Here is a 16,958-nt window from a genome sequence, read left to right on the forward strand (position 1 = left end):
TTTTCTATTTCTGTGCACGTGCCTTCAGATCTGCGATGATTCCATCGAATTCTTTATCCAGATGATAGAATTTCATGATCACAAGGCCGCAGGCATAAACAAGGATCGGAATCCATACGAAGCATACTTTGATGGACGTCAGTGCAGATTCTGTCTGTACTGCTGCTGTTCCAACATATCCGCCGATCTCAAGGATCAGACCAAGAAGTGCGGAACCGATTCCGTTACCGATCTTGTATCCGAAGCTGCAGGCACTGTTTACAAGTCCCTCTGTACGGCAGCCTGTTTTCCACTCACCATAATCAATGGTATCGGAAACCATAGCCCACATGGTAGCACCGCCGCAGGCATTACCGATTCCACGGATCACACTGGAAACCACGATGATCGCCATGGAACCGCCGGAAAAATTCAGTACCAGCATTCCCACAATATCCAGAACAAGACCAAGTGCAAATACATTTCTTTTTCCGAATTTTTTTACCAGCATGGCAATGAAGAACATGCCGCAAATCTGTACGATGTTAAAGATTCCGTTGATGGTACTTACCAGATTTTTATCGCCCAGGATATCTTTTGCATAGTATACCGTTGCTCCTCCGTTGACAGAATACATCAGGAAGAAAAGGGCAAGCATTCCTGTCATCATGATCCAGTATTTGTTCTTAAAAAGTGCTTTGATTCCTGTTACAAACGGTACATCTTCTGTCTGTACTTCACCTTCATTTTCTGCTGCCCGTACACGCTCTTTTGTTCCAAAGAAGGTGCATAAAAATGCGGCGACCGCTACGAAACCGAATACTACGAATGTTTTTGTCCATGCTGCTGCATTGTTTCCGAAGTATTCTACAAGCGGAAGTGTGAAGGTATTGATGGTCAGTGTTCCGGCTGTTGCCAGAAGGTTACGGAAAATACTTAAAACAGATCTTTCATATGGATCCTGTGTCATCAGCGCGTTCAGTGCGGAATATGGCACGTTGATGGCTGTATAGATCACTGTGGAAACAAGGTTGTATGTAATGAATACATATACAAGTTTCGGCGTGGAAGCCCAGGATGCAGAAACAGAAAACAGAAGGAATGCAGACATCGCCGTGTAGATGATGTTACAGCCAAAATCACCACATCCATAAGAAAAACGCTCAAATATTTTTCCAAAGGTCAATTTACTCTTTTGATTCATATTTTTTTACCTCTCCCTGTTTTTTCTTTCGCTTTTCCATGGCCATGGAGCTTTGTTTTATGGTATTATACTATCATAATGATTCTGCACAGATTAGGTCAGAAAAGCTCTAATATATAGGTCGATATTCTCTTTTTAAGGAGGTTATATGGATAAAAACGGAATTTCCTATGAGATCATAGATTACTCAGGTATCACAAATGTCAAATTTTATACGTCCACAGATAATGGAAGCTACATTCCTTTCCACTGGCACCGGGCTGTTGAGATCATTTATATACAGGAGGGCGAACTGGATGTTATCGTGGAATCTTCCAGTCATACCCTCCACCCCGGAGATTGTATCCTGATCAATGCCAACATCATCCATTCCACAAAATGTACCGTTCCAAATAAAGCTATCGTTCTTCAGATTCCGCTGGATTTTATGGAAAAATATATTCCCAATGTCCAGCAGCTGGTATTTTTCTGGGACTATCAGACCAAAGATCCTGTTAAAAAGACAAAGATTGAAATGCTGAAAACCACCCTGGAACAGCTGCAGATCATTGATGATATCCGGCCGGATGGATTTATCCTGCGCTTTAACAGCCTGATCTTTGAACTTCTGTTCCAGCTGTACCACAATTTCCGTGTAAAAGTTTTTCAAAGTGATTTAAGCCAGCAGAAAAAAGATCTGGATCGGCTGAACCTTGTACTGAATTATATTTCTGAAAATTATAAGCTGTTCCGCCGAATGTTCCAGGAACACTTCGGGTGCACACCTACGAAGGTACGGGAGAATATGAAGAAATAAATTTTCTTAAATATCAAAACTTCCGGGAGCTGGACAACATACTCCCGGAAGTTTTATTATCTATGGTTCCTGTCCATTGGTCTCAATCACATGCTTATACCAGTAGAAACTCTTTTTCTTATAACGCTTCATAGTTCCGCTTCCGTCATCGTTGCGGTCCACGTAGATGAATCCGTAACGTTTGCGAAGCTCTGCCGTGGATGCGCTGACAAGGTCGATGCATCCCCAGGTGGTGTATCCCATCAGATCCACGCCATCCATGACAGCCTCTTCCATCTGGCGGATGTGATCTCTGAGATAAGCGATGCGGTAATCGTCTTCTACGGTCATCTCGCCATCTGCACCCTGAATCAGCTGATCAAACGCACCAAGACCATTCTCCACGATAAACAGTGGTTTCTGGTAGCGGTCCCAGAGTGTGTTCAGAATATAGCGAAGTCCCTTCGGATCGATCTGCCAGCCCCAGTCGCTGGCTTTCAGATACGGGTTTGGCACACCGCCCAGAAGATTTCCCTCTCCCCGGACATTTTTTTCCGGATCTGCTGTGGCACAGACACTGACATAATAACTGAAGGAAACAAAGTCTACGGTGTTTTTCAGGATTTCCATATCCTCATCCGTCACAGAAATGCTGATGCCGTTTTCCCGCATATAACGTTTCGCATATCCCGGATAGCAGCCGCGGACATGGACATCTGCGAACATCATGTTCTTGTGATCCTGTTCCATGGCAGCAAGAACATCCGAGGGATCAGGTGTCAGCGGATATACCGGCATACTTAAGATCATACAGCCGATCTTGAAATCCGGATTGATCTCATGACCGATCTTGGTCGCCCAGGCGCTGGCTACAAGCTCATGGTGAACTGCCTGGTAAAGATCACTCTGGGAAAGTTTTTCTTTCGGCGTATTGATCCCGCCGCTCATAAATGGAGATTCCAGGATGGAGTTGATCTCATTAAATGTGAGCCAGTATTTTACCTTATCTTTATAACGGTTGAAAACTGTAGTCACATACCGTTTATAAAATCCGATGAGATCACGGTTTACCCAGCCGTCATAATGCTCTGCAAGATAAAGCGGAGTCTCATAATGAGATAAGGTTACCAGGGGCTCGATCCCGTATTTTCTGCACTCGTCAAACAGATCATCATAGAACTTAAGGCCTGCCTCATTGGGAGTTTCCTCATCCCCCTTCGGGAATATCCTGCTCCAGGCAATGGAAGTACGGAATACCTTAAATCCCATCTCTGCAAACAGCTTGATATCTTCTTTGTAATGGTGGTAAAAATCAATTCCTACCAGCTTCATATTGTCTTCTGTGGGTGCTTCCGTCCTCGGGCCTTTGATCCCGTGAGGAAGGACATCCTGGATGGAAAGTCCTTTGCCGTCCTCGTTGTATGCACCTTCACACTGATTGGCAGCTACTGCGCCGCCCCATAAAAAATTCTTGGGAAACATTTTTTCTGTCCTTTCTCATATAAATCGGATATCTCTCTGCCGGATATCAGATATCCAGCGCTGCGTGATAGCCCCAGTATACTGCATTGGTGATGGTGGAAATTCTGCTTGCATCACCGATCACCGCCACATATGGCGCGCAGTCACGAAGCTCATCCACAATGTCGGTTCTGGATCTCTGGCCCAGGGCACAGATGATGGTGCTTCCGGGAACCAGAACCTTTTTGCCCTCTTTATCCTCACACCATACACCTTCTTCGGTTACCTCAAGGCCCTTGTATCCTGTGTAAACTTCCGCGTATTTGTCGATTTCTTTCAGAAGAAGTGGTCTGTGTCTTACATTGGCATCCGGTGCGAGAACATCTCTCATCTCCACAATGCGGACTTTCTTCCCTTCCATTCCAAGGTGGATGGCACACTCACATCCTGCAAGGCCGCCGCCAAAGACAACTACCTCATCTCCTACTTTTTCTTTCTCTTTATAGTAGTTATTTACGATCACCACATTGTCGCCGTTCAGTCCCGGGATCGGAGGTACCAGCGGTCTGGAACCAGCCGCGATGATCAGTGCATCTGCGTTTTCTTTTTCCGCATACTCTTTTGTCACCGGTGTGGATGTACGGATCTCCACGCCTGCTTTTCTTGCAAGAAGCTCGTAAGTTCCTGCAAGCTCGTACATCTCATGCTTAAATGGCAGGGCCTGCTCGCTTTTCAGGATTCCGCCCAGAGTATCCTCTTTTTCACAGAGAATGACCTGATGGCCTCTTCTTGCCGCTGTATAAGCTGCGTACAGACCTCCCGGACCGCCGCCTGCTACCAGGACTTTTTTCTTAGCAGGTGCAGGCTGTACTTCATCCCCTTCCATCTCACGTCCGATCAGCGGATTGACGGTACATCTTCTTGTGGAAGTTGCCGCTCTTTCTGCCATGCAGGTAAAACATCTTAAGCACTTAACGATCTCCTCGTCTCTGTTTTCCATGACTTTTCTTGGAAGGAAGGGATCTGCAAGAAGTGCTCTTGCCATGTAAACGATATCGGCTTTTCCCTCTGCAATAATCTGCTCCATCTGTGCAGGATCGTTCAGGCCACCGATGGTTGCAACCGGAATGGCCACATGTTTCTTGATCTCAGCCGCAAGGTAAACATTGCAACCGTGGTCTTTAAACATGGACGGATGGGTGTCACCGAACCCTCTCTGATAAGTTCCTGCGGAAACGTGAAGAAGATCAATATATGGCTCCAGAACTTTTGCAATCTCCACACCGTCTTCCAGTGTGTAGCCGCCTTCAAAAAGTTCAGAACCGCTCATACGGAACTCGATGGGGAATCCAGGTCCCACACCTTCACGCACTGCCTTCAGAACTTCTACTGCAAAACGGCAGCGGTTTTCAAGGCTTCCGCCATACTCATCGGTACGTTTGTTAAAATACGGAGAAAGGAACTGGTTGATCAGCCAGCCATGTCCGCCGTGTACCATGATCATCTCAAAGCCTGCCCTTTTTGCCAGGGACGCGGTCTCTTTATAGGAAGCTACGATCTCGTCGATCAGCTCTTTTGTGAGGGCTTTTACCTCCACGCCATCTGGACGGACGGTATCAGACGGGCCCCACTGGTTCATGGATTTCTGTCTGGATTTATCTGTCATATAAGTTCCTGCATACATTCCGGAATGAGAAAGTTCAATACTCGGTATGGCTCCGTGACGACGGATGGCGTCTGCAGTATAAGTTGCGGATGCCAGGGAATTCAGGATGGATGTGTCCAGATGATAGGCATGGGAGCCATCGGTTTTCGGATGTACCATACACTCGCTGACTGTTACGGCACCTGCACCGCCTTTTCCTCTCAGTTCATAAAAAGCTGTAGATTTCGGGCCGATACATCCGTCGTTTGTAATATCTGTTCCGCCCATCGGAGCAGAAAACATACGGTTTCGAAATGTTACACGGCCAATCTGGATCGGTTTGCATAAGTTTGGATATTTTCGGATCATAATTACCTCCCGTTATTCTGTAAGGAGGGCTCTCAAATATTCGCCCTCTCTTCGGTTTTCAAGTAATTCCATGAGTTCATTTACTTTTTCAAGACTGATCTTTTTCTCTCTTGCTTTCATGTGTACATAGACGGCACCGATCAGGTTTGCGTCATTGTAAAAACGGCAGCTTGTCACCTCCGGGACCGGAAGCGTCCAGGGATACATGCCGTTGATCTTTAAAAGCTCTTCACGGATCAGCTGGAGAAGCAAAGGCTGTTCACTGATCCCGCCGCCTACTGCGATCTTTTCCGGATCAAACATGTACTGACAGTTGTGGATATGGATGGCCAGTTTTTTTGCATGATTCCGGATTCCTGCCAGAGCTTTTTCATTTCCCTGGTTCGCAAGGGAGAACGCTTTTTCTCCGTTTAACTCTTCTACAGGAATGCCGGTTTCCTCCGATACGCTTTTAAGCAGTGCCTGGGCACCGGCTGTCTCTGCAAGGCTGTTAGACATTTTGTAGTCATCCTTACTATCTGTGATCACATAGCTGAATTCCCCTGCCATGAAATTTTTTCCACTTACTACTTCGCGGTTAACGATCACAGCACCACCTACTGCAGTTCCGCAGACAACAACGATGGCATTCTGGCAGTCCTTTAAAGAGCCCTGCCAGATCTCAGCCAGCGCTGCACATTTGGCATCGTTTTCTACTGTCACCGGAATCCCTGTTTTTTTCTCCAGGATCTCCACGATATTTACATTGCTGATGCAGAAAAGGCTTCCACCAGTATACATAAAACCCCTTTTGGAATCAATGATCCCCGGCATGCTTAAGGCAATTCCCTCGATCTCATACTGCCCTTTGATCCTGTCACAGATTTCTGTCAGAGACTGGATAAATATTTCCAGAGAATCCTGTTTTGTAGGGGTTTTGTCTTTTTCCAGGATGGAACAGTTTTCTGTGATCACTGCATATTTGATAAATGTTCCTCCTATATCGATCGCCAGATAATTCATGGTGTCACCTCTTTTTTGCGGATTTTTTCTTTGCTGTAGATGATATTGCCTTCGCCGCCGTCCAGACGGTTGAAATATTCATTGGCCTTTTTTGCAACAAAGGCCTGCTGCCCCATAAAGTTAAATGGAACATCATCTGCCTGATCCTTCATGATCGTATCACAGACTTCGATCACACTGCGAATCATATCTTTGGAAGCCCAGATCACATGATGACAGAGACAGGTTGTGTCAAAACGTCCCTCCAGTCTGTTCTGGATCTGGATCAGATTTTCCCTGTACTCTTCCACAGTAAGGGAATTTTTATCAAAAAGGAAGGTAGCATTGTTGCAGGCATCTCCAAGGATCAGGATCTTTTCTTCCGGGATCAGCATGACCATGGTTCCCGGAGTGTGCCCCGGGAGGGCATAAGTTTCCACGGAAATCCCTCCCAGGTCAAATCTGTCACCATCTTTCAGATCTTTAAATGTCATCGGTGCAGGCGGCAGAAATGTCTCTTCCAGTCCTTCCGGCATCTGGCCGCCAAGTCCTGCCAGTACATATCCTTTTCTGTTTTCTATGGAATTCATTCCCAGATAAATTTCGGTATCCGCATGGTTCATGTAGATCTCACATTCAGGCTTTCCATCATTCCCGGTGAATTCCGGTGCTCCCATTGCATGATCGATGTGGCCATGGGTAAGCAGCACTGTAAGTGGTTTTTCCGTAAGTCTTTCCACAAAATCCCGAAGGTTTCCTGCTCCCACGCAGGTATCGATCAGCAGGGAGCGTTCCGATCCATTTACCAGATACATGATCTCTCCTGTGAAGCTTATTATCGCTGTGATTCTGTCGTTTACTTTTTCTGCTCTGTAAAAATCCGCCATTTTATTCTTCCTCCATATCAAGAAGCTTGGATAACTCTATTCGGAGATTATCTACGATTTCTCTGGTAAATCCCATATAAAACAGTTTTTCCAGGCTCTGGATGCTCTCATAAAAATAATCCTGATTTCCGGTAGAAAGGAAATACATCAGCATTGGAGATACTCTCTCGATCACTTTCATTGCCTCCGGATCATGCATCATATCCTTAAACATGGTTTTGTTGTTATAACGCTGACGAAGATCTTCTGTGGGACGATATTCATAATGATAGCTTCCAGCTTCCACTTCCATAACTTCGCCCTCATAAAACGGCAGACCGATCACTGCACTGCATCCAAATGGAACCTGGATATCTACTGTTACCTTCCCGTTCTTCAGGATTTCCCAGTCTACCTTATATTCTCCATAAGCAGAATCATAGGTCATATGCATATATTTCAGCTTTCCGTTCATCAAAGGAGTGATCAGCGCTTTCTTAAATCCAGACTCCAGTGCCTTTAAGCCTGCTACATCTCTGTAAAGATATTCCACAACAGAGCCATAAGAATAATGGTTCAGGGAGTTCATCATCGTACCGCTTAAATGCCCGTCATCCAGAACGGAATTCCATCTTTCCCAGATCGTTGTTGCTCCAAGATTGATGCAGTGCATCCATCCCGGATAATCTTCCTGAAGAAGGAAATAAAAAGCATCTTCTTCGAATCCGTTTTCAGCGAGAACCCTGCAAAGGATCGGTGCACCAGTAAATCCACCCTTTAATTTATAGCAGTCTTTATAAAATCTTGCTTTCAGTCCTGCCACAACAGCTTCTTTCTCTCTGTAGATCCCGGAATATAAAGCTACAATATATCCGGTCTGGGAATCAATTGCCAGACGCCCCGTTTCTGTAAAATATTCCCGGATAATCGCTTCTCTGATCTTCTGATAGAGGTCATCATAATAATGCTTATCCTCTTCATAACCGAGAATTTCTGCTGCTTTTGCAGTCTTCTGCACAGACATTGCATAGTAATTGGAACCAATATAATAGGCATCTGTTCCACCTTCCATGCTCTGCTCGGTTCTTCCGTCAAGTGCCAACCAGTCACCAAGCTGGTTTCCGAAATCATAGAGATATCTTTGTCCTCTTGCCTGATCTTCCCTGGTGATCTTATCTACCCAGTCCTTCATCATCGGATAACTGGATCTCAGTATTTCTGTATTTCCTGAATGTTCATAAACTACCATCGGAAGGAATGTGGCAATATCTCCCCATACACTGGAAAAGATCGGGCCGTTTGGATCAAGTACCGGGATCACACCGGGAAGGATCCCGTCGTATTTTATATTTTACCTGCTCATTTCGAAGGTCGTGGATGAATTTCTGATAAAAAGCTGTGGTATCCATATTAAAACTTGCTGTTCCGGCAAATACCTGAGCATCTCCAGTCCATCCAAGTCGTTCATCTCTCTGAGGGCAGTCTGTAGGAAAATCTACGAAATTTGATTTCTGTCCCCACAATGCATTTAAGAACAGTCTGTTCACTCCTTTATGACCGGTTTCCATATATCCAGTCCTGTCCATCTTTGAGTAAACTGCTTTTCCTGTAAAATCTTCTGCATTTACTTCTCCCGGCCATCCTGTCACACGCACATATCGGAATCCAAAATATGTAAAAGAAGGACGTATCCGTTCTTCCCTTCCATCGGATACATATACAAACTGAGATTTTGCAGCACGGTAATTTTCGTTATAAAAATTGCCATCCTGAAGGATCTCGCCATGGTCAAATATAAGTTTGCTTCCTTTTGGGAGATGATTCCAGAAGGTCACATATCCGGCAAAATTCTGTCCGAAATCCAGGACTGTTTCCCCTGCCGGTGTATGGATCACTTCTTTTACCGGCATATCTTCCATTTCCATTACAGGAAGGCTGTATCTGGAAACCAGTTTTCCTTCTGCCTCTGTAAGAACTGCCTGTTTCGCCGGATTTTCTTTTTCTTCCCATAACAGATGGTTGATGATCTCGCCGTCATAAATTCCATCGTCTTCCACATCAGAGCCAATATAGTTCCAGGTTTCATCTGTTCCGATCACCTGGATTTCCCCATCTTCATAGATCAGACGAAGCTCCGCGATCAGCTTAAAGGTATCACCAAAATTATTGCTCTGGCTGTTCAGTCCAAATTTTCCTTTGTACCAGCCATTTCCCAGCGATACAGCCAACTGGTTTTCTGCTGTTTCCTGCATTTCTGTATGGTTATCGATATTTTTGATATTTTCCATGACATCAAATGTAAGATACTGTTCTTCATCGTGATAATTGCTGTAATAAGGAGTCAGAACTTCCTCCCCGATTTTTTTTCCATTTAATTTTGCCTCAAAAAGTCCAAGACCGCAAATATAAAGTCTGGCTGAAGCAGGTTTTTTCTTTACTTCAAAATTCTTTATAAAGAGAGGGTGAAAGGTATCTTCTTTTTTTGTTGTGATCCATTTTCCCATCCATGGATCATCCATCTTTCCGGTTTCAAAATATGCAGGCTTGGAAACAGCAGTCTCTCCCTCATCGCTGGTAACGGTTACTCTTACATAATATCTTGTATATGCACTCTGCTCAAATTCCAGTTTTTCCGCCGCACTGTTAAGATTCTTTCCCTCTTTTGTCCAGAGAAGCTCTGAAAAATCTTCTGTCAAAGCTATCTCTATTTTTACATTCTGCTGTCTTCTGGCTGATGTCTCACGAACTTTCCACGATACACATACGGTTTCAAAATCAAATCCCACAGGATTTTCCATACCGTTGATTCTTACATTTACAACTTTCATATATCTCTCCTCTTACTTTGGAATATCTGCGATCACAACTTCAGAAACGCCTCCAAATACTAGAATAGTTATCTAATTTCCGGAGGCGCAAGCAGTTTTCTCTGCTTTTCTCAGTTATTCATTTATCAGCTTTATTCAGCTGCTTCCATTTTCTTTAAATCTCTCTCGCAATGATACAGGATTACCAGCAGTACAAAGATAGCGATCACCATGATAAATGGCAGCCAGTTGTACAGGAAGTTAATTGCTGTGGAAACACTTTCCGGCTGTGCGATACCCTGTGCATCCAGAGATCCGTCATAGCCTGCTCCGTTGAGAACCCAGCCAAATACAGCTGTTCCAAGTCCGAGACCGATCTTCTGTGCTGCAGAAACACCGGCATTTCCAAGACCAACGGTATCAATTCCTGTTTTCTTTGTTCCGTATGTAATGGTATCTGCAACCATTCCAAGTGCCATACCGCCGGCCATACCAACACCGCAGCCTTTCAGTACGTTGCAGATGATCATCACGATCGTACTGGAACCGCCAAGAACAGCGAATCCGAGGAATCCAAGTCCCATAACTACCATTCCTGCTTCATAAACAGCTGTTTTTCCAAACTTTTTCATAAATGCAGGTGTTACAAACATAACTGCAAACTGTGCAATGGAAATAGAGTTGGATACCCAGCTGTACTGTCCCATATCATAGAGAACATACTGACAGTAATATACATTTCCCATTGCGTACATGATAATTACGAAAAATACTACAAAACTTGCAACTGTTACGATCACCCAGTATTTGTTCTTAAAAAGTGCTTTTACAGTTTCCCATGTGCCTGCTTCTCTTCCAGCACTTGCAGATTTCTGAGTATCTTCCTCTGCGCTTTCAGCAGAATGTACTCTCTCTTTTGTTGAGAAAACACTGAAAATTGTAATTACGATCATTGCGATGCAGTAGATCAGCATTGTGATCGTAAATGCTCTCTGTGTATAAATGTTTTCTGTACTGCTTGTAAAGATTCCAAGTAAGGTAACAAATGTTGAGTTTACAACTACATTTCCAAGTGTCTGAAAAATTTGCTGGATGTTTCCAAGGAATCCTCTCTCATAAGGATTTGCTGTCATCAGTGAGATCATGGAATAATACGGTACCAGCATTCCGGTAAGGCATACAGCATTTACAATGTTATACATCAGGAAAATATATACATACTGTGCCATTTCCGGAAAATTCTGTGGTACAAAAAACAACAGCATGGTGGTGATTCCAAATGGAATACACATTCGTAACAGCCAGGAACGGCCTTTTCCGAGTTTTGATTTTGTACGGTCCACCATACGTCCTACGATCACATCTGAGATTCCGTCAAAAACCTTTGATATTGCAAAAATTGTTGCAATGATACCTGCATTCAGTCCTACTGTGCTGGTAAAATAAATGGTCAGGAAAGAACCGATGATACCATTGATCATATTAAAGGCAAATCCGCCTGTTCCGTAACCGATACGTTCGCTCCATGCCAGGCTGGCATTTGGATCGTTGTGTTTACTTGCCAAACTAAACATATCTCTTTCTCCTTTTCCCTTTTCATCTAATGGGTTTTCTGCATCTTCTGTATTTTTCTGTTTTTATGAAATTACTTTTATTTATCACCTTCTGTCATTCTTGTGTTTTCCTGTTGATAGTGATATTATCAGAAATAAGCGAACAGGATAACGTCTTTAAACGACATATGATTTATCCTTTTCGGACATATACGTTTTTCCTGTTGAAGCTCGTTGACAGACTAAGCGGACTTTCATAATCCGCAGAGAATTTTCCTGATTCAGTTAATTTAGGTGATTTTATGAATGAATACAAACATTTAACAGAAATGATTCCTGAAATGGAACCTGACGAAATATTTTATAAACGGATTTTTCTGGAATATCCGGCTGCACATCTGGACCAGGCACATACCGTCGAGGAAATAGAAAAACTCTGCCCGGAGGCATCTTCCCATGCAGCCGCCGGCTTTACTTACCATCCTGGAAACGCTCTGGATGAAACTATTCTTCCTTCCGATGAGGATACGATCATTTTCCGTCATAACCGGTATGCTCCTGCTTTTTTGCATTCGCACACTTTTTTTGAGATGATCTATGTGCTTCGTGGAACCTGTGAAAACATATTTACCTCCCATACGATTTCCATGCGATCCGGTGATATCTGCATTGTGGCTCCTTCGATCATCCATGCATTAAGTGCTTTCAGCGATGACTGTGTGATCTACAATTTCCTGATAAAAAGCCAGACCTTTGAAGCTGTATTCTTAAATTCCCTTCCAAAATACGGTACTTTACATGACTTTTTCAGCCGGGCACTTTATTCCCCCGGATCTCAGTTTTATCTGTATTTTAAATCTGGAAAAGATCCGCAGCTTGTGAATTTATTTAAAAAAATCCTGAAAGAATATCAGACCCAGAAGCGCTATACCTCCTCCATGATAAATGCGTTACTGGAAATCTTTTTTATCTGTCTTCTCAGAAATCATGAAAAAAACATGATCGTCCCCAACCCGGCCGGAAAGAAGCAGGAAAAAAATATTATTTTATACTGAAATATATCGAACTACATTATGCAACCCTTACGCTCCCGGAATTATCTGCGTTTTTTAATTACAGCGAACGACAATTAACACGGATCCTGAAAAACTATACAGGAAAAACCTTTTCCACTCTTATCCAGGATATCCGGCTTTCCAGAGCAGCCGAATTATTAAAACAGCCGACCCTTCCGGTAACTACTGTTATGGAAGAAATCGGCTACTCCAACATTACACATTTTTATAAAATATTTGAAAAAAGGTTTCATATGACACCAGCAGAATACAGAAGCAGTATCAGTCCGGACTCTTCTTTGCTGTAACCTTTTTTGAAGCTGTTTTCATATTGTAGATAAATGTTCCAAACGATGCCAGAATGATCAGCGCATATCCGGTAAAGCTGTATTTATCCGGCACTTCTCCAAACAGGAAAAATCCCAGCAGCGTTGCAAAGATAATCTGTGAATAATCAAAAATAGAAATTTTTCCCGCAGGTGCATACGTGTATGCCGCTGTGATCGTAAACTGTCCGCCTGCCGCAAATAATCCTGCCATCATAAGTATTGCAAACTGTTTCACCGTCATTGGTGTGAAATGAAATACCATCCACGGAATCACAGACAAACATGAAAAAACAGAAAAGTAAAATACAATGATCGGGCCTTTCACTCCATGGGTTCCAAGTACACGTACCATTGTATATGCAATTCCAGCGCCCAGTCCACCACAGACTCCGATCAGTGCAGACATAAATTCCGCATTATGAAATCCCGGTTTTACAACAAACAGACATCCCACAAATGCCAGGGCCACACATGCTGCCTGCGTCGGGCTGATTTTTTCTTTTAACAGAAGAAAAGAAAAAATGATCGCAAAAAAGGGAGACAGTTTATTCAGGATTGAAGCGTCCGCTACCAGCAGATGATCGATCGCATAAAAGTTACACAGGATTCCCATGGTTCCACATACACAGCGTAAGATCAGCGGCCCCCAGTATTTTTTATTAACCTTCGGCAATGTATGATCTTTACATAAAATGACCGCCGCAAACACTGCCGCAACCAGATTCCGGAAGAAGCTTTTTTCCACAGATGGAAGATTTCCGGCCAGACGGACACTTACATTCATACATGCAAAGAAAAATGCTGACAGGATGATCATTATCATACCTTTTATATAATTTTCCTGTTTCATTTTATTTATTCCTGCCTTTTTATAATTTCATTGCGCTACGGATGCAGCTCTCAATATACGCTTCTCCCAGATCTGTATTCAGGCTGAGATCAAAGTTTCCTGCTGCGCCCCACATGCGGCGAGTATAGTAACGGTAGTTGTCTGCGCGGAGTTTTTCGTTTTTCTGGACAACAGCTCTGGCTTCTTTCTCAGAGATGTTCTGTCTCTGTGCTACTCTTTTGATTCTGCTTTCAAGAGGTGCAGAGAAGAATACCTTCAGGCAGTTTGCGGAATTTCTGAGGACGTAATCTGCACAGCGGCCTACGATCACGCAGTTGCCTTTTTTTGCCAGATCACGGACAACCTGTGATTCCGCCTCGAAAATTTTGTCCTTTGGTGCTTCATCCTGCATATCTGTGTTCAGGTACATCTGATTGACCAGATCATAGAGAAGACTGTTTGTCATGATCTCCTCATTTTTCTTAATAAATTCCGGCGTGTAGCCTGTGGTTCCTGCTGTCATCTGAATGATCTCTGCATCATAGAAATCGTATCCCAGCTTTTCTGCAAGTGCCTTGCCCATATTGTGGCCACCACTTCCAAACTGTCTTCCAATGGCAATGACATTTTTTCCATAAGTTCCTGTTGTCTGCTCGTTTGCTTCGCTCTCGTTTTCTGCTGATGCTGTTTCCGGGAAGATCATATCTTTCAGGAATGCAAGTTTTTTTCCGATAAGTCGTGCGATAAATCCAACCAGAAGGGCTGCAATAACTGTACCTTCTCTTACCCCGTCCAGTCTTCCTGCAAATACAAAGGAAAGTACTGCAGCGATCACTGCCATGGATACATCAAAACAGATCTTGGTTGTTCCGAAGTTTGTTTTCCATGTGAGGACAATGGCACGGACAAAGGATTCTCCCGGAAGCATGACAACGTCCGCCAGGACCTCCATATAAACGCCTGCGCCAAGGATCATACACCCGATGAGCAGATATACGATTTTCATGATATATACTTCCGGATTGACCCAGGAAAAAAGGATCATGGTAAGATCGATAAAATATCCGAAAATGATGGATACCGGGATCTGAAGGATGTGCTCCAGTTTAAAATTCTTCCGCAGAATGATCAGCTGCAGGATGATCAGTAAGATACTGAAAAAGATGGTAAAGTTTCCAAGTGTGAATGGAAAGTTCAGGCTTAACACATAGGGAATTGATGAGATTGGTGAGGTTCCCAGGTTTGCCTTGGTAATCAGACTGACTCCCAGGGAGTTTACAAACAGTCCCACCAGAAATATTAAGTATCGTTTTAGTTTCTCCATTATTTTTGTCTCCTCCTCATTGTACAGATTTTCGCCGGATAATTATGTCTATGCTGCCATTATCCGGTTATTGTAAAGCGGATATCCACCTGTTTACTTTATCTCAGCAAGATTCCTGTATATCCTGAGAAATATCTCCATAAATACTTTCTGTTCTTCTTCTGAAACATTGTTTAATGCTGTTTCTTCAATCTTTTCAAAAGTCTCTTCTACCAGCTTCTGATTTTTCTTTCCGGATTCTGTCATAAAAATATGAAAGGTACGGCGGTTTCCGTTAAGCATTTTTCTCTCGATCAGTCCTTTTTCTTCCATTCGATTTAAAATAGAAGTTAAAGATCCTGCCTCGATCAGACATCCTGCCGCAATTTCCTTCTGACTGGCGCCATCGTGATCTTTCAGATAATCCAGAACCTTTGGCTGTCCCAGGGTAAGGCCGGTATCCTTTAACTGTTCCATCAGCTTTTTCTGGACCATCATGTGGTTTGCCATGGACAGATAGTGAAAAGAATCGTTCATATATCTTTCTCCCTTTTTAATAGTTATAATTCAAATATTTAGAATTATAACTATATTAATTACGTATGTCAATATTATTTTTAAAATATATTGGAATTCTGTACAAAAAAGAGAGCTGTTTTTATTTCAATCTGCACAAAATACAGGGAAAATCACAAGGACAAACGTATAAATAAAATGATTATCTGTCCGCATAAAAAAACAGCGAAATGGATATTCGCTTCCATTTCACTGTTTAATGTTATTTCTGTTAATATGTTTGTGTTGTTTTATGCAACCTGATTCTTGTTGTTAGTAATGGTGATCAGATGGCTCTTGATCAGTACCGGACGTACTGCGTTGTAAATGATCGCTACCAGGATCACGGATACAACTGCATTGATGAATGTTGCTGCCGCACTCATTTTTGCAAGTGCCTGTGCCAGCTCCTGTGGCTGTCCCAGGATGTACTGTTTGTAAAAATATCCTACGATAGGATCTGCTACTACGTTAAATGCAAGTCCTGCGATGGATGCGATCACGCTCCATTTAAATACATATTTCTTATCTGTGCTTTCGTTGATCTTTGCAATCTTATGTGCCACGAGACCTACGATCAGACCGATACAGAATTTCAGTACAAAAGTTTTCGGTGCTCCTGTGATGTAAACAGGGTCCATGATGTCTGCGATTCCCATTCCAATTGCTCCGGAAAGACCTCCGTATACGCCGCCAAGAAGCAGTGCTGCCAGTACGCAGAATGCGTTTCCGATATGAATGGATGTTGCATCTCCGCCTGGTACCGGGATCTTGATCTGCAGGAATGTGAAAGATACGTAGCATAAAGCTGCTAATAATGCAGTTTCTGCAAGTTTGACTACTGTGTTGTTCTGTGTGTTCATAATAATTCCCCTCTCGTTTTGTTATTACTTTAGTGTGTGATTAGTTTAATGTATGAATGTAATAACACGGGTGTTATGGTACTGCTTGTTTGGGTATATTGCAAGGGGCAATTTTTATATTTTTTTAGGGGACAGTTTTTGGGGGATAAAAAAAGTGGCTTGATTGGCCACTTTCTTTTGTATTGTATATTCAAAACTACATACATGTGTTTGTTGATGGTTAATCGTTTTTGTTGAATCAATTTTTAACCTGCGTGCCGATTTACCTTTTTTTACGGGCTCGCAGCTTGCGCTGCATCGCCTGTTTTTTTAGGCTACTCCAGCAGGGGTCATCTCACGACTCCGTCGTTCGATGTCATTTGCTTCGCAAATGTTCAAGTCAGC

Annotated in this window: 15 protein-coding genes; 3 read left to right on the forward strand and 12 right to left on the reverse strand. The window is 43.1% G+C overall.

Annotated elements, in window-relative coordinates; genetic code table 11:
• Positions 1-4: 4 nt before the first annotated feature.
• Positions 5-1,183, reverse strand: a complete 1,179-nt coding sequence (locus tag G5B12_RS14760; protein WP_174088668.1) for an MFS transporter — start codon at positions 1,181-1,183, stop codon at positions 5-7.
• Between the two features lie 148 nt (positions 1,184-1,331).
• On the opposite strand from G5B12_RS14760, the gene G5B12_RS14765 reads away from it, so the two are divergent.
• The gene (locus G5B12_RS14765; RefSeq protein WP_174088670.1) at positions 1,332-1,979 is read left to right on the forward strand and encodes a cupin domain-containing protein; all 648 of its coding nucleotides are present in this window, start codon (positions 1,332-1,334) and stop codon (positions 1,977-1,979) included.
• 60 nt (positions 1,980-2,039) lie between these two features.
• On the opposite strand, the gene G5B12_RS14770 is transcribed toward G5B12_RS14765, so the two are convergent.
• The 7 genes from G5B12_RS14770 to G5B12_RS14800 all read right to left on the reverse strand — a co-directional run bounded on the left by G5B12_RS14770 (position 2,040) and on the right by G5B12_RS14800 (position 11,661).
• Positions 2,040-3,440 (reverse strand): glycoside hydrolase family 1 protein, encoded by a 1,401-nt coding sequence (locus G5B12_RS14770; protein ID WP_174088672.1) that lies wholly within the window; start codon positions 3,438-3,440, stop codon positions 2,040-2,042.
• A gap of 46 nt (positions 3,441-3,486) precedes the next feature.
• Positions 3,487-5,433, reverse strand: a complete 1,947-nt coding sequence (locus G5B12_RS14775; RefSeq protein WP_148448075.1) for an oxidoreductase — start codon at positions 5,431-5,433, stop codon at positions 3,487-3,489.
• A gap of 12 nt (positions 5,434-5,445) precedes the next feature.
• The gene (locus tag G5B12_RS14780) at positions 5,446-6,435 is read right to left on the reverse strand and encodes an ROK family protein (RefSeq protein ID WP_118170769.1); all 990 of its coding nucleotides are present in this window, start codon (positions 6,433-6,435) and stop codon (positions 5,446-5,448) included.
• Positions 6,432-7,301: an MBL fold metallo-hydrolase gene (locus G5B12_RS14785; protein ID WP_118071934.1), complete on the reverse strand. Its 870-nt coding sequence runs from the start codon at positions 7,299-7,301 to the stop codon at positions 6,432-6,434. Before G5B12_RS14785 ends, G5B12_RS14780 begins: the two co-directional genes overlap by 4 nt.
• A 1-nt stretch (position 7,302) precedes the next feature.
• Entirely contained in the window at positions 7,303-8,601 is a 1,299-nt protein-coding gene (locus G5B12_RS18130; RefSeq protein ID WP_174088674.1) for an alpha-L-rhamnosidase-related protein, read from the reverse strand.
• Positions 8,585-10,108 (reverse strand): family 78 glycoside hydrolase catalytic domain, encoded by a 1,524-nt coding sequence (locus G5B12_RS17840; RefSeq protein ID WP_174088676.1) that lies wholly within the window; start codon positions 10,106-10,108, stop codon positions 8,585-8,587. The genes G5B12_RS18130 and G5B12_RS17840 overlap by 17 nt, the downstream gene beginning before the upstream one ends.
• Before the next feature lie 131 nt (positions 10,109-10,239).
• Entirely contained in the window at positions 10,240-11,661 is a 1,422-nt protein-coding gene (locus G5B12_RS14800; RefSeq protein WP_174088678.1) for an MFS transporter, read from the reverse strand.
• A 281-nt stretch (positions 11,662-11,942) separates the two neighbouring features.
• On the opposite strand from G5B12_RS14800, the gene G5B12_RS14805 reads away from it, so the two are divergent.
• Positions 11,943-12,695 carry an AraC family ligand binding domain-containing protein gene (locus G5B12_RS14805; protein ID WP_174088680.1) on the forward strand — a complete coding sequence of 251 codons (753 nt, stop codon included), beginning with the start codon at positions 11,943-11,945 and terminating at the stop codon, positions 12,693-12,695.
• A gap of 5 nt (positions 12,696-12,700) precedes the next feature.
• Entirely contained in the window at positions 12,701-13,003 is a 303-nt protein-coding gene (locus tag G5B12_RS18555) for a helix-turn-helix transcriptional regulator (RefSeq protein WP_442859966.1), read from the forward strand.
• Here the strand turns inward: G5B12_RS18555 and G5B12_RS14815 are convergent.
• From G5B12_RS14815 to G5B12_RS14830, 4 genes are all read right to left on the reverse strand, one after another.
• On the reverse strand, positions 12,978-13,874 hold the full coding sequence (locus tag G5B12_RS14815) for a DMT family transporter (protein WP_021976209.1): 897 nt from the start codon (positions 13,872-13,874) through the stop codon (positions 12,978-12,980). The genes G5B12_RS18555 and G5B12_RS14815 overlap by 26 nt on opposite strands.
• 19 nt (positions 13,875-13,893) lie before the next feature.
• The gene (locus G5B12_RS14820; protein WP_174088682.1) at positions 13,894-15,177 is read right to left on the reverse strand and encodes a cytidylate kinase family protein; all 1,284 of its coding nucleotides are present in this window, start codon (positions 15,175-15,177) and stop codon (positions 13,894-13,896) included.
• Between the two features lie 93 nt (positions 15,178-15,270).
• The gene (locus tag G5B12_RS14825; protein ID WP_021976211.1) at positions 15,271-15,693 is read right to left on the reverse strand and encodes a MarR family winged helix-turn-helix transcriptional regulator; all 423 of its coding nucleotides are present in this window, start codon (positions 15,691-15,693) and stop codon (positions 15,271-15,273) included.
• 269 nt (positions 15,694-15,962) lie between these two features.
• Positions 15,963-16,574 carry an ECF transporter S component gene (locus G5B12_RS14830; RefSeq protein WP_021976212.1) on the reverse strand — a complete coding sequence of 204 codons (612 nt, stop codon included), beginning with the start codon at positions 16,572-16,574 and terminating at the stop codon, positions 15,963-15,965.
• Positions 16,575-16,958: the final 384 nt, after the last annotated feature.

Origin of the sequence: Blautia sp. MSK.20.85 (genome assembly GCF_013317245.1) — a bacterium.
Classification (GTDB): Bacteria; Bacillota; Clostridia; order Lachnospirales; family Lachnospiraceae; genus Blautia_A.

Bases quoted from the DNA above. Each gene is read 5' to 3' on its own strand.
- G5B12_RS14760 (WP_174088668.1), bottom strand. From the start codon at position 1,183: ATGAATCAAAAGAGTAAATTGACCTTTGGAAAAATATTTGAGCGTTTT.
- G5B12_RS14765 (WP_174088670.1), top strand. From the start codon at position 1,332: ATGGATAAAAACGGAATTTCCTATGAGATCATAGATTACTCAGGTATC.
- G5B12_RS14770 (WP_174088672.1), bottom strand. From the start codon at position 3,440: ATGTTTCCCAAGAATTTTTTATGGGGCGGCGCAGTAGCTGCCAATCAG.
- G5B12_RS14775 (WP_148448075.1), bottom strand. From the start codon at position 5,433: ATGATCCGAAAATATCCAAACTTATGCAAACCGATCCAGATTGGCCGT.
- G5B12_RS14780 (WP_118170769.1), bottom strand. From the start codon at position 6,435: ATGAATTATCTGGCGATCGATATAGGAGGAACATTTATCAAATATGCA.
- G5B12_RS14785 (WP_118071934.1), bottom strand. From the start codon at position 7,301: ATGGCGGATTTTTACAGAGCAGAAAAAGTAAACGACAGAATCACAGCG.
- G5B12_RS17840 (WP_174088676.1), bottom strand. From the start codon at position 10,108: ATGAAAGTTGTAAATGTAAGAATCAACGGTATGGAAAATCCTGTGGGA.
- G5B12_RS14800 (WP_174088678.1), bottom strand. From the start codon at position 11,661: ATGTTTAGTTTGGCAAGTAAACACAACGATCCAAATGCCAGCCTGGCA.
- G5B12_RS14805 (WP_174088680.1), top strand. From the start codon at position 11,943: ATGAATGAATACAAACATTTAACAGAAATGATTCCTGAAATGGAACCT.
- G5B12_RS14815 (WP_021976209.1), bottom strand. From the start codon at position 13,874: ATGAAACAGGAAAATTATATAAAAGGTATGATAATGATCATCCTGTCA.
- G5B12_RS14820 (WP_174088682.1), bottom strand. From the start codon at position 15,177: ATGGAGAAACTAAAACGATACTTAATATTTCTGGTGGGACTGTTTGTA.
- G5B12_RS14825 (WP_021976211.1), bottom strand. From the start codon at position 15,693: ATGAACGATTCTTTTCACTATCTGTCCATGGCAAACCACATGATGGTC.
- G5B12_RS14830 (WP_021976212.1), bottom strand. From the start codon at position 16,574: ATGAACACACAGAACAACACAGTAGTCAAACTTGCAGAAACTGCATTA.